13 protein-coding genes are annotated in these 12741 nt (G+C 59.2%); 8 read left to right on the top strand and 5 right to left on the bottom strand.

Annotated elements, in window-relative coordinates; translation table 11 throughout:
- Positions 1 to 6: 6 nt before the first annotated feature.
- The 4 genes from ACFSOY_RS18580 to ACFSOY_RS18565 form a co-directional block, all read right to left on the bottom strand.
- Positions 7 to 1404 (bottom strand): ATP-grasp domain-containing protein, encoded by a 1398-nt coding sequence (locus tag ACFSOY_RS18580; protein ID WP_386049233.1) that lies wholly within the window; start codon positions 1402 to 1404, stop codon positions 7 to 9.
- A 191-nt stretch (positions 1405 to 1595) separates the two neighbouring features.
- Complete coding sequence (locus ACFSOY_RS18575) at positions 1596 to 2864, bottom strand: MFS transporter (protein WP_386049231.1); 1269 nt, start codon at positions 2862 to 2864, stop codon at positions 1596 to 1598.
- Positions 2861 to 4258: an ATP-grasp domain-containing protein gene (locus tag ACFSOY_RS18570; RefSeq protein WP_386049229.1), complete on the bottom strand. Its 1398-nt coding sequence runs from the start codon at positions 4256 to 4258 to the stop codon at positions 2861 to 2863. The genes ACFSOY_RS18575 and ACFSOY_RS18570 overlap by 4 nt, the downstream gene beginning before the upstream one ends.
- A complete protein-coding gene (locus ACFSOY_RS18565) occupies positions 4255 to 5403 on the bottom strand; it encodes a KamA family radical SAM protein (protein ID WP_386049228.1) in 1149 nt (382 codons plus the stop codon). The genes ACFSOY_RS18570 and ACFSOY_RS18565 overlap by 4 nt, the downstream gene beginning before the upstream one ends.
- A 216-nt stretch (positions 5404 to 5619) precedes the next feature.
- Here ACFSOY_RS18565 and hisZ point away from each other — a divergent pair, with 216 nt between their 5' ends.
- The 8 genes from hisZ to hisIE are packed head-to-tail and all read left to right on the top strand — an operon-like array spanning position 5620 to position 12219.
- Positions 5620 to 6861 carry an ATP phosphoribosyltransferase regulatory subunit gene (gene hisZ, locus ACFSOY_RS18560; protein ID WP_386049226.1) on the top strand — a complete coding sequence of 414 codons (1242 nt, stop codon included), beginning with the start codon at positions 5620 to 5622 and terminating at the stop codon, positions 6859 to 6861.
- Positions 6862 to 6891: 30 nt separating this feature from the next.
- Positions 6892 to 7533 (top strand): ATP phosphoribosyltransferase, encoded by a 642-nt coding sequence (gene hisG, locus ACFSOY_RS18555; RefSeq protein ID WP_386049224.1) that lies wholly within the window; start codon positions 6892 to 6894, stop codon positions 7531 to 7533.
- Positions 7533 to 8825, top strand: a complete 1293-nt coding sequence (gene hisD, locus ACFSOY_RS18550) for a histidinol dehydrogenase (RefSeq protein ID WP_386049223.1) — start codon at positions 7533 to 7535, stop codon at positions 8823 to 8825. The genes hisG and hisD overlap by 1 nt, the downstream gene beginning before the upstream one ends.
- Positions 8818 to 9408: an imidazoleglycerol-phosphate dehydratase HisB gene (gene hisB, locus ACFSOY_RS18545; RefSeq protein ID WP_386049221.1), complete on the top strand. Its 591-nt coding sequence runs from the start codon at positions 8818 to 8820 to the stop codon at positions 9406 to 9408. The genes hisD and hisB overlap by 8 nt, the downstream gene beginning before the upstream one ends.
- A 3-nt stretch (positions 9409 to 9411) precedes the next feature.
- Entirely contained in the window at positions 9412 to 10032 is a 621-nt protein-coding gene (gene hisH / locus ACFSOY_RS18540) for an imidazole glycerol phosphate synthase subunit HisH (RefSeq protein WP_386049219.1), read from the top strand.
- Complete coding sequence (gene hisA, locus ACFSOY_RS18535) at positions 10029 to 10790, top strand: 1-(5-phosphoribosyl)-5-[(5-phosphoribosylamino)methylideneamino]imidazole-4-carboxamide isomerase (RefSeq protein WP_386049217.1); 762 nt, start codon at positions 10029 to 10031, stop codon at positions 10788 to 10790. The genes hisH and hisA overlap by 4 nt, the downstream gene beginning before the upstream one ends.
- Entirely contained in the window at positions 10784 to 11545 is a 762-nt protein-coding gene (hisF, locus tag ACFSOY_RS18530) for an imidazole glycerol phosphate synthase subunit HisF (RefSeq protein ID WP_386049215.1), read from the top strand. The genes hisA and hisF overlap by 7 nt, the downstream gene beginning before the upstream one ends.
- Positions 11542 to 12219 carry a bifunctional phosphoribosyl-AMP cyclohydrolase/phosphoribosyl-ATP diphosphatase HisIE gene (hisIE, locus tag ACFSOY_RS18525; RefSeq protein ID WP_386049213.1) on the top strand — a complete coding sequence of 226 codons (678 nt, stop codon included), beginning with the start codon at positions 11542 to 11544 and terminating at the stop codon, positions 12217 to 12219. Before hisF ends, hisIE begins: the two co-directional genes overlap by 4 nt.
- A 95-nt stretch (positions 12220 to 12314) precedes the next feature.
- Here hisIE and ACFSOY_RS18520 read toward each other — a convergent pair whose 3' ends face one another.
- Positions 12315 to 12599 (bottom strand): SAV0927 family protein, encoded by a 285-nt coding sequence (locus tag ACFSOY_RS18520; RefSeq protein ID WP_386049514.1) that lies wholly within the window; start codon positions 12597 to 12599, stop codon positions 12315 to 12317.
- Positions 12600 to 12741 lie beyond the last annotated feature (142 nt).

Genomic DNA, 12741 nt, shown 5'->3' with positions numbered 1-12741 from the left:
AGTGGTTTAATTTTGGGCGAGTGTATGGTCGGAATTTTCTGTCCTGTCAATCTTGAATTGGACGATCTCCTGCGCTTTGTTGTAGGTGTCGATCAGGTGATCAGCAGAGTCGCACTTCATCCAGACGACCAGCAACATCACTTCTTCGTCATCCCCTTGAATCTGGGTGCCCGGTGGGACCGGTTGCATGACGTGGATGATGCCCGGCAGCTCTTTCAGCTCGTCGATGCCTTCGATCGCTTGCAGCAGTCCGGCGTGTGGAGCGAAGAGCAGAAACATTCCATGATGGTCTTGCAGCACTTCGTAAGTCTCTTTTGCCTGATAGGTGCCGGTCATCAGCTCCACATACGTTTGGTTGTAGTCGATCCCGACCATCTGCTTCAAACTTTCGCTGATAAAGCCGCCGCCCATCCGCGGGTTGATCTCGATCACCTGCGGGCCGAGGCCGTTTTCCCCGTACCGAAGCTCGATGTGCGCGATCGAGTTTTTCAAGCCGACCGCCTGTGCCGCCTGCGCGGCGCAAGCTTCGAGGGCGCGGCGCTCCTCTTCGCTAAAGCGCACAGGCGGCACGATCGCCATGTTCTCGTAGACGCAGCGGCTCTCTTCGATCAGGTCGATCTTGTCATGAATCAGGAGCGGAATGTAGCGGTCTTCGGTGATCAGCACTTCGACCGACACCTCGCGACCGGGGATGTACTGCTCGATCAACAGCGAGCGCATCGGGTCGAAATGGAGGAGCTCCCCTGCGCGGTTCGGATAGCTGTGCGCGCCCGAGTAAAAGTCTTGAAAGGAAGAGCTCGGCATTTTTTCCATCGCCAGCTGGAAGTTCTCCAACAGTTCGCGCTCATCGTTGCACTTTAAGATCAGGTGCGAGGCGACGCCGTTGATCGGCTTCATCAGCAGCGGATAGCCGATGCGCTCCGCATGCGCACGGGCTGATTCAGCATCGACAGCCAGCCCGAAGTCGATCGTGTTCATCCCTGTTGCGCGCAGTGCGTCGCGCATCAAGTATTTGTTGTTCGACCGGTAGAGCGCGTCCGCATTCTGGGAAGGGAGCCCGCGCTGTTCTGCCAGCGTTGCCACATGTGCGCCGATCAGACCGTCTTTGGAAAACGGGCCGTTGCCGACGATCAGACCTTTCAGGTCGGCCTCCTGCTCGATCTCCGCCAACAGGTCGCCAAGCGATTGAAGGTCAAAGTTTTCTGGATGATAGATTTTCGTATAGATCGAGCGGCCTTCGCGGTTGTCCGTCTCGAAGCGTCTGAGCGCTTCGAGCTGAGCTTCCGGAAAAGGCGGTGCGATCAGATAGGTCAGATATCCTTGATCGGTTGCGTACGCTGCCCGACGGGTCAGCATCAAGGCTAATACGGTGTCGATAAAGACGATAGCTTGTGGTCGGCTCATGCTGTTTAAGACCTCCAGTTTAGATATTCTGTTTTATATTTATAAATTACATCATCTTTTAAACTACTACACTCAATCATACGTCGACTAAAATTGGAGTGCAAGGCTTTTTTTCAATTGAAATGAGTGGGAAAAGGGAAGTGCCCGCTGGTGGGCGGAGCGGGGCTGCAATCGAGAAAAAGCCACGATGTCTAAGCGACATCGTGGCTTTTGTTTGCGGAGGAGCGATTGGCTTTCCATTTGCCAAAATAGTAGAGGGTGAACAGAAGCGCCATGATCATCGGCAGGCCGTGCAGAATGCCGACGACCGCCACCGGCTTGAGCAGTTCGAACAGCGGCGAGCAGATCACCATGCCGACTGCGAACCCGACCGTCTGCAAGGTGGAGGAGACGCCGAACATTCGACCGCGCTTCTCATCCGGCGTCTGCTGCAGGCGGGTGCTGTAGCAGATCATCGACACGCCGTCCGCGACTCCAGCAAACACGGCGAAGATCAGGATCAGCCAGATCGGACTTTCGAAGAAGATCAGGATGAAGAACAGCGACATGAAGAATGTCGCGATGCCAAAGGCGCGCTCGTTGCCTGCGACATCGTTTCCGGTAAACTTCTTCGCCATCACCCGCGAACCGATCAGGTTGCCGATGCCCCAGACCCCCCAGATCATCCCCATGTACAGGGAAGGTTGCGCTGGGTTCAACTGTGCCGAGAAGATCGGCATCCCGACGTTGTGAGCGGCCGAACCGAACGTGTCGATCAGCCGGATCGCCATCAGGGAGAGCAGGATCGGCAAGGTGCGGATGTAGGAATAGATGAGGCGAAACTCGCTGAAAAACGAAACTTTCTCCTGAGCTGCACCTGCGCGCTGCTCACTGGTCTTGATCGGCAGCGAGATCAGGTTGAGCGCCGAGATCAGGTAGGTCATCGCATCGATCACGAAGACGGTCTGGTAGGAGACTTTGCCGAGCAAGATCCCGGCGCCGAACAGACCGATCACCATCGCGACTGAGCCCCATGCTGTCAGCACCGCATTGGCCTTGACGACATTTTCTTTGCCGACGATCACCGGGATGCTCGACTGCAAGGACACGCCAAACAGCGTGGAAAAGCATCCCATCAAAAAGGTGACGGGGAAGAGCACGATCGTCTGATACTCAGCAGGGGTGAGCACCAAGGTGACCAGCGCGAGCGACCTCCCGACATCAGAGAGGATCATCAGATGCTTGCGGTTCATTCGGTCGGCGAGGATGCCCGCATAAAAACCGGTGATAAACGCGCCTGCCAGCCGAACGGCCATGAACAGCCCCATGTAGACTGCGCTCTCGGTCAACAGGTAGACGAACATGTTCAGGGCGACCATATCGAAATTGTTGCCGATGTCGGAGATCGTCTTGCCCGCAGTCAGTTGATAGAGATGTCGGAACGCTTTTTTGTTCTCTGGAGCTGGAACTGCTGTTGTCATGCGTTAGCCACTTCCTCCTGTGATGTAACATTCTGGTTGATCGTAAAGGAGACCATCTTGCAGGCGTCTTCGTAGATTTCGTAAACGCGCTCGTACGAGTCTGTCTTGATGAAGCACATCACCAAGAAGCACTCTTCATCCTCTGCGTAGATGACCGAACCGTTCGGGACTGCCTGTTTGGAGTGGATCATCTCGGGAATCTGCTTCAGTTCCTCCAGGCCGTCCACCTTTTCCAGCAGGCCGGAATGGGGTGGATAGATGGTGAACATCGCGTGGATCTCGTCGCTCGACTTGTATTCGGACTCTGCCGTAAAGGTGCCGTCCATCATCTTGACATGAATGGGCTGCGGGTCGATGCCGACCAGCGCCTTGATGCTCTCTTGCACCCACATGCCGCCGATGCGCGGGTTGATCTCCAAGAGCTGCGGCCCCATCCCGTCGTCGCCGTAGCGAAGCTCGACATGGGAGAACGAGTTTTTCAGTCCGACCGCTTTGGCGACCGCCACCGCGTAGTCTTTCATCTCCTGCTCTTCCTCTTGGGTGAAGCGCTGTGGAGGCACGACCAGCAGATGCTCATAGAAGCACCGCTCGCGCTCAGACATCGTCACTTTGTCATGGACGAGCAACGGGATGTACTCATCTTCGGTGATCATCATCTCGACGCTCGCTTCGCGGCCGGGGATGTATTTTTCCACCAGCATCGAGGTCATCGGATCGAAATGGACGACCGTGCCACTGCGATCTGGGTAGCTGTGCGCCGACTCGTAGGAGCCTTTGTTCGTCGAGTTCGGAAGCCGCTCCATCGCATCGCGGAACTTGCTGACCAGCTCCTCCTCGTTCGAACATTTGACGATCATGTGCGAAGCGGCGCCGTTGACCGGCTTGAGGATGACAGGATAGCCGATGCGGCTCGCATGAACGCGAGCGGTCTCCTCGTCTGTCGCCATGCCAAAATCGACGGTGGGCACACCGGCTGCGCGCAGGGCATCGCGGGTGAGGAACTTGTTGTTGCAGCGGAAGACCGCATCCGAATTTTGGGAGACCAGCCCGCGCTCTTCCGCCAAGATCGAGACGTTGGAGCCGACCAGCGACCCGTTGTGGAACGTGCCGATGCCGCACATAAAGCCGCCGATCGGCGTTTCCTTTTCGATCTCCGCCACGTGTTGGCGCAGCGTGTCGAGGTCGAACAAGTCGGTGGGGATCATGACGTCGAAGACGGTCTTGCCCTCAAGCTTGGACTCTTCAAAGTCGCGGAGCGACTTGATCTCCGGCGCTGAGAGCTCCGTGGAGATCAGGATGGTGCGATAGCCCGCATCCTTCGCGTAGACGGCGCGGCGGGCGAGTACGAGCGGGTATAGATTTTCACAGAAGATGTACGCTTTTTGCTGAGTCATGCAAGAACCTCCAGTTCGTTGTCATCACCGTCGAGATAGTAGGAGATCACATACCCGTCCTCGTCGATCTCGTGCAGAGGTGGCAGCTTGGTATTGTCGGAGAATTCGAGGAAATCTGTCGCCTTGTAGGGCGTCTTCGCTTTGATGTAGCGGAGCCCGTCGATCTCCACATAGTCGAGATGGTGGCCGGGGCCGACGCGGTGCTTGCCGATCGGCGTGACGTATACGTAGTGAGGCGCGGTCGAGCCGGAGAACGGCGACAGTTCGCGCAGGATATCGATTCCCTTTTGCACAGAGGTGCGGAAGTGTTTGGCGCCGACGACCGGCATGCAGTGGAACAGGTAGTAAGGAACGATGCCGACGGCGAGGAACATCGAGATCAGCTCATGGATCGTCTTGGCATCGTCGTTGATGCCTTTCATCAACACGGTCTGACCGCGGATGATCACCCCGCGGCTGATGAAGCGCTGAGCGGCGCGAATCACGTCTGGCGTCAGCTCATCCGGGTGGTTGAGCGACAGGCCGACCGAGATGTTGCGGGAGTTTTTCGGATTTTCATAGTCGATGTGGTTGAAGCGGGCGATCATCTCGGCGAGCTCGTCGGTGATCGCTTCCGGTTGGAACAGGATGTTGCGCGTGCCGACGCGGATGTTGCGCACGTGGGGAATCTCGACCACCTGAGTCAACACGCGCTCCAGCAGCTCAGCGTCGATAAACGGGTCACCGCCGGTGATCAGCACCGTCTTGATCCGCGAGTCGCTGGCAATGTATCGCATCGCAGCGTCGATGTTCTCATCTGACATCCGCTTCGCTTCGCCACCCAAGGTGCGGGTCTTTTTAAAGCAGTAGCGACAGTAGGCGGAACATTCAAAATACGGAGTCAACACTGCTCTGTCTTCGTAGATGCGCTCCAAGCCATAGATGCCGTGATTGTTCTTGCCCTCTTCAAACGGAGCCTCCGTCCCAAACTCAAGCGCCTCATAGGGGCTCGGGATAAACTGTTTGGCGACCGCTTCAGACTCCTTGACCAACTTGCCCAAAGAAGGGCTGACCTTTGAACGAAAGCGTTTCAGAACCTCTTGTTGCATTTGTCGTTCACGTTCAGATAGCTTCCGTTTGCTCGGCTCTTTCGAAATGATTGACATGGCTTGATGCGCCTCCCTATGTGGTTTTTACATGTACAAATATATTAACTCAATCAATATTGTTTTTCTACTATTATTTTTTAAAAATTACAACTGGGAATGATCTGCTGATCAGATCGGCAAGTTTCATTGACAGCCCCAATCTGCCGTGATAGGATAGCCGTAGCCAAATACTTTAGCATATTAGCAGACTAAAGTGAAAAGGGTGTGAAATGGATGGACCAGCCAATTCTGTTTGAAAAGCCGCGCGGTGTGCGCGACATCTTGCCGCCGCTGGCAGCCAGAAAGCGCGAGATTGAAAAGAAGATCGCAGTCGTGCTCAGAGATTGGGGTTATGAGGAGATCGTGACCCCGACGTTCGAATATGCGGAGACGTTTGCCAACGGTGCCTATCGCGAAGAGGAAGACAATCTGTTCACATTTATTGAAAGATCAGGTCGGGCGGTCGTGTTGCGACCGGACATGACAGCGCCGATCGCGCGCGTTCTCGCCTCCTCTCTGCAGGACAGGCGCATGCCGGTCCGCCTGTCCTACAATGCGAGCATCTTTCGCCAGCACGGGCTGGAAGCGGGGCGCGCCGTGGAGTTCACCCAGTCGGGCGTGGAGCTGATGGGGGATCAGACCCCCGATGCGGATGCGGAGGTGATCGCGCTGCTGATCACTGCGCTAGAGGCGGCAGGCGTGCAGGGCTATTGCTTGGCGATCGGGCAGGTGCAGTTTTTGCACGCTTTGCTCAAGGAGCACATCGAGCAGGAGAGCGTGCGCGAGAAGCTGGCCTGCGCCCTGCTGGCAAAAGATTTTGTCGCGTATGACCAGCTGGTGGCAGCGGAGGTGGAGGCGGAAGCATCGCAGGCGATCTTGCGCGAAGTGCCCCAGCTGCGGGGCGGCATCGAGGTGTTGGCGCGAGCGGCGAAGCTGACCGCGTCGGCCGAAGCGCTTGCCGCGCTGGACAATTTGCGCACGATCTGGGATGTCCTCGTCCTGCACAACGTGGAGTCGTGCTTGCAGCTCGACCTGAGCTTGCTGTTGACCAAGCGCTACTACACCGGGGCGATTTTCGAAGGATACGCGCCGCAGGTCGGGTTTCCGATCTGCTCGGGCGGACGCTACGATCAGCTGGTCGCGAAGTTTGGGCGGTCGGTGCCGGCGACCGGATTTGTGATCGGCATCGAGCGGGTGCTGGAGATGTTGGAGAAAGCGTTGCCCAAAGATCCGAAAGAGCGCTATCTGCTGCTCTATGCGGAAGAGGATCGCTATCCGGTGATCGGGTTTGCCTCCTTTCTGCGCGCCAAGCACTTTATCATCACCGCCCAGCGGGTGGAGGATGTGGAGCGGGCGATGCAGGAGCGGGTGGATGAACATGTGACCTTAGTGCCGTTTCGCAAGGGCAAGCTGTTGACGTCGACCAAGCTGCTGCGGGCGATGTACAGCGATTTTTGCCACCTGTTTTCACAGTGAGGCAGTGATCGAGAAAGGAAGTTGAGAGAGATGAGCGAACAAGCGCTGACCATCGCGCTGTCCAAAGGAAGGATTTTAGACGAGACGCTCCGGCTGCTGGCCGCAGCCGGACTGCCGCAGCCAGAAGGTCTGCAGTCGCGAAAGCTGATCTTGCAGAGCTCCTGCGGCACGATTCGATACGTGTTGGCCAAGCCGGTCGATGTGCCCACCTATGTGGAGCACGGGGTGGCAGACATCGGCATCGCGGGCAAAGATGTGTTGGTCGAGGCGGGCCGCGATCTGTACGAACTGCTCGATCTGGGCATCGGTCGCTGCAAGATGGCGGTGGCGGGGCTGCCAGAGCGAATGGCGGGCGAACCGATGCAAAAGGTCGCATCCAAATACCCGCGGATCGCCGCCGAGTTTTTCCGCGGTCGCGGTCAGCAGGCGGAAGTGATCTGCATGAACGGCTCGGTGGAGCTCGCCCCGCTGATCGGGCTTGCCGAGTGCATCGTCGATGTGGTGGAGACGGGGCGCACCCTGCGCGAAAACGGTCTGGTCGTGCAGGCGGAGGTCATGGAGATCTCCACGCGCCTCGTGGCCAATCGGATGAGTTTCCGCCTGAAATACAAAGCGATCGATCTGCTGGTGCGCAACCTGCAGGCTGTCGTGGTGAAAGGGGCTGCGGTGTGATGATCGAAGTGCTGCAGCTCGCAGACTATCTGTGCAAAGACCGGCAGGAGGAGGAGCAGGCGGCGGAGCGCGAAGCGGTGCGCGCCATCCTCGCAGACGTTCAGGCGGCAGGGGATCGGGCGCTCAAGCGCTGTACGCTTCAATATGATGGCGTTGCGCTGGACGATCTGCGCATCCCGGATCACGCCTATGAACGGGCGTATCGGCAGGTAACAGCCGAGTTTTTGACCGCCTTGCGCCAGGCGCACGACAACATCAGGCGCTTTCATCAGGCGCAGACGCGCACTTCGCTGTTGCTGCCCGACCGCGAGGGCAATCTGCTCGGGCAGATCGTCCGGCCGTTGCGACGGGTTGGCATCTATGTGCCGGGCGGTCGTGCCGCCTATCCGTCCTCTGTGCTGATGAACGCCGTCCCCGCTCAGGTGGCCGGAGTGCGAGAGATCGTCTTGGTCACGCCGCCCGATCGAGCAGGAGAGGTCGACCCGCACGTGCTGGTGACGATCCGCGAGCTCGGCATCGCCGAGGCGTACCGCGTCGGTGGCGCTCAGGCGATCGGGGCGCTCGCATACGGCACGGAGACGATTCGCCCGGTCGACAAGATCACCGGACCGGGCAACCTCTATGTGGCGCTGGCCAAGCAGGAGGTGTTCGGCAAGGTGGCGATCGATATGATCGCCGGCCCTTCCGAAGTGATGATCGTGGCGGATGACAGCGCCGATCCCGACTATGTGGCGGCCGACATGCTGGCACAGGCGGAGCATGACCCCCGCGCTGCGGCGATCTGCGTCACCCCGTCGCCGGCGCTGGCAGACCGGGTCGCGCGCGCGCTCGCCGTGCAGATCGAGCGGCTGCCCCGCAAGGAGATCGCTGCCGAATCGCTCGCCGCACGAGGCGCGATCGTTTTGACGGACGATCTGGAGCAGGCGTTCGCGCTGGTCGATCGCATGGCGCCAGAGCATTTGGAACTGTTGGTGGAAGATGCGCTCAGCTGGGCGGGCCGCGTCGAAAATGCGGGTGCGATCTTCGTCGGACCTTACTCCCCAGAGCCGGTCGGGGACTATTTCGCCGGGCCGAACCACACGCTGCCGACAGCGGGCACCGCTCGCTTTTCCTCGCCGCTGTCTGTCGATGATTTCATCAAAAAATCATCGCTGATCTGCTATGGCAAAGAGTCGCTGCTGCGGAATGGGCACCATGTGATCGCGCTCGCCGAAGCGGAAGGGCTGACCGCGCATGCGCAAGCGATTCGCGTTCGCCTCGCCAAAGAGGGGAGGGAGCGAAACGATGGCTGACCGTCACGCTGCGATCTGCAGAAACACGACCGAAACGCAGATCGAGCTCGCCCTCAATCTCGACGGTTCGGGGCGGCGCGATCTGCAGCTCCCCGTGCCCTTTCTGCGGCACATGCTCGACCTGTTCGCCGCGCATGGCAACTTTGATCTGAAGATCTTGGCGCAGGGGGATGTCGACATCGACGATCATCACACGGTCGAAGATCTCGGCATCGCGCTCGGTCAAGCGTTTCGCCAAGCGGTCGGCGACAAGGCGGGGATTCGCCGTTATGGCAGCCGCTTCACGCCGATGGACGAATCGCTGGCGCATGTCGCGCTCGACATCTCGGGGCGATCGTACCTCGTCTTTCAGGCAGCCTTTCCCCGCGCCGATGTCGGCACGTTTCAGACGGAGCTGGTCGAAGAGTTTTTCCGCGCCTTTGCCGGCAATGCGGGCGTGACGCTGCACATCCGCGTTCTCTACGGCACGAACACGCACCACATGATCGAAGCGATCTTCAAGGCGTTTGGCGGCGCGCTGGCAGATGCGGTGGCCAGCGACCTGAAGCGGCCGGGCATCCCTTCGACCAAGGGGGTGCTGTGAGCGATGATCGCGGTGATCGATTATGGCATGGGCAACTTGCGCTCCGTCGAAAAAGCGCTGCGAACGTTCACCAGCGACATCGTGGTGACGGGCGACCCCGAGCTGGTGCGAACAGCAGATGCTGCTGTTCTGCCCGGGGTGGGCGCGTTTGGTGATGCGATGACCAACCTGACCGCACAAGGGATGGTGCCAGCGATTCACGAGCTGGTTCGGGCGGGGAAACCGCTGCTGGGCATCTGCCTGGGGATGCAGCTGCTGTTCACGTCGAGCGAGGAGCATGGGCTCCACGCAGGTCTCGACCTGATCCCTGGGTCTGTGAAGAGATTTCAAGGATCGTTCAAGATCCCGCACATCGGCTGGAATCGGCTGGCTTTGCAGCGAGCGGACAGGTTGCTCACCGCTGTGGAGAGCGGCGATTACGTCTATTGGGTGCATTCGCTCTATGTGGAGCCAGAGCGGCGAGACGTGATTCTGGCGACGACCGACTATCATGGCGAAGTGCCCGGCATCGTCGCCGATCGCAATGTGTTCGGCATGCAGTTTCATCCGGAGAAATCGAGTCGTGTCGGGCTTCAGCTGCTGGATAATTTTCTGCGCGTGGCGGAGGAGGGGGCAAAGGCATGAACGATTTTACCATCTATCCGGCGATCGATCTGCACGGCGGGCAAGCGGTGCGCTTGCTCAAAGGCGACTATCAGCAGATGACCGTCTATGATCGCGACCCGGTTGCGGTAGCGCACCGCTTTCAGGCGGCTGGGGCGCGCGAGCTGCACCTCGTCGATCTGGACGGGGCGAAAGCGGGAGCGCAGCAAAATGGGGCGGTCATCGAGGCGATCGTCAAGGCGACCGATCTTGCGGTGCAGGTCGGCGGCGGGATTCGCTCAACTGAAACGCTGGAGCGGCTGTTTTCGCTCGGCGTGAAGCGGGCGATCTTGGGGACGGCTGCGGTGAAACGGCCCGAGCTGGTGCGAGCCGCTTTGCAGGAATACGGGGAGCAGATCCTGATCGGGATCGATGCGAAGGCGGGCAAGGTCGCTGTCGACGGCTGGCTGGAGACGTCTGAGCTGACGGCGGTCGAACTGGCGCGGGAACTGCGGGCAGCAGGCACGACCCGCGTGATCTATACGGACATCTCGCGCGACGGAACGCTCGCCGGGCCGAACGTGCAAGGGATCGTCGAGCTTGCTGAGCAGACCGGGCTTGAGGTGATCGCCTCGGGCGGCATCAAGGAGGTGGGCGATCTGCTGCAGCTGGCGCGCTTTCGCCGTGCGGGCGTCGTCGGCTCGATCGTCGGCCGCGCGCTCTACGAAGGGCAGATCGATCTGGCGCAGGCGCTGGCTGCGGTGGAGCGTTCGAGCGAGCGGGGGGATGTGCGATGTTGACCAAGCGGATCATCCCCTGCTTTGACATCAAGGCGGGACGGGTGGTCAAAAATGTGTCGTTTCTGCGCGACGAGCGAGATGCGGGCGATCCGGTGGAGCTGGCGAAACGCTATGAGGCGGAAGGGGCGGACGAGCTGGTGCTGCTCGACATCACCGCGACTGACGAAGGGCGCGCCACCCTGCTCGACATCGTGCGCCGCACCGCCGATCAGGTGTTCATCCCGCTCACCGTCGGCGGCGGGGTGTCGGAGCTGGCCCAGATTCGCGATCTGCTGCGCGCAGGTGCGGACAAGGTGGGCATCAACACGGCGGCGGTGAAGCGGCCCGAACTGATCAACGAGGCGGCGAAGCGCTACGGCTCGCAGTGCATCGTCGTGTCGATCGACGGGCGATATGACCGAGATCGCGAGGATTGGGAAGTGATGATCCATGCTGGCAAGCGGGCGACCGGCTTGTCGGCGATCGAATGGGCGAAGGAGATGGAGCGAAGAGGGGCGGGAGAGATCCTGCTGACATCGTTCGATCAGGACGGGCAGAAGAGCGGCTTCGATCTGGAGCTGACCCGTCGCGTCGCGCGGGCGGTGCAGATTCCGGTGATCGCCTCGGGCGGGGCGGGAGAGCTGTCCCACTTCGGCGATGTGTTTGAAAAAGGGCTGGCCGATGCGGCGCTCGCCGCTTCGATCTTCCATTTTCAAGAGCGCACGGTCGGCGATGTGAAAGCATATCTCAGAGAGCGAGGAGTGGCGGTGCGATGAACGATCGGTGGATCGAGGAGTTGAAGTATGATGAGCAGAGCGGCCTGATTCCCTGCATCGTGCAGGATGCGCAGAGTCTGGAGGTGCTGATGCTCGCCTATATGAACGAGGAATCGCTCCGCCAGACGGTGCTGACCGGGGAGATGTGGTTTTGGTCCCGTTCCAGGCAGGAGCTGTGGAACAAAGGGGCGACATCCGGTCACCGACAGCGGGTGGTCTCCCTGCGCTTCGATTGTGACAAGGATGCGCTGCTCTGTCTGGTGGAGCAGACCGGGGTCGCCTGCCACACAGGGGCGCACTCCTGCTTTTTTGCGGCGCAGCGCTTCGAAGGGGCGGACTGCTGCCAAAGCGAGGGGAAGCTGCGCTATGCGCTGCTGGAAGAACTGGCCGCTCTGATTGCGGAGCGCGATGAAACTCGTCCGGCAGGTGCGTACACCACCTATCTGTTTGAGCAGGGTCGTGAAAAAATTCTCAAGAAGATCGGCGAGGAGTCGACCGAGGTGGTGATCGCGGCGATGAAAGGGGATCGCGCCGAGCTGACCGCTGAGGTGTCCGACCTGATCTATCACCTGTTCGTGCTGTTGCAGGAGCAGAAGCTCCCCTTTGACGAGGTGTTGCGACTGCTGGAGACCAGGCGAGGGAAGCAGGCGGAGCAAACCGCATCCTCGCGCTGAACTTCTGCTTGCGCCCATCGGTGAAACGAGGAACCACGCTGACGACAAAAGAAGAGGAGCGCACTCCTCTTCTTCCGATCGGCGGGGCTGTCAGGTCAATATTGCGTCGGGGTGAAGTTCATCGGCATCACTTCTTCGAGATAGTGGCTCAGCTCGATCACATCTTCAGGATGAGTCAGGCCGAGCGTATCGGAGAAGACGGCAGGGTCGCGAATGTCGTGGATGTCGAGGATGCCAAACCGATTGGTCTGAATGTGCAAGATCAGCACTTTCCCCAAGAAATGGGATGTGTAGTTGATGACCAGATCATATTGTGAGTTCTCGGTGACCAAGGTCACATAGCGGGACCTGGTCGCTTCATAACTTTCATGTTTGATCATGTGCGCCACAGGCAACCACCTCGCTTCCCAAGCTGGAATGATGAAGCATTTTATAATTTACGGAATTATGAGATAAATTATGTCCGTCTTGAAAAAACTCAACCTGGCCGTGGTGAATGATGATTTGAGCCTTGCCGTTTTG

Origin of the sequence: Tumebacillus lipolyticus (genome assembly GCF_042682745.1) — a bacterium.
Taxonomy (GTDB): domain Bacteria; phylum Bacillota; class Bacilli; order Tumebacillales; family Tumebacillaceae; genus Tumebacillus_A; species Tumebacillus_A lipolyticus.
Note: the sequence above shows the minus strand (reverse complement) of the source record. Positions and strands in the feature narration are given on the sequence as shown.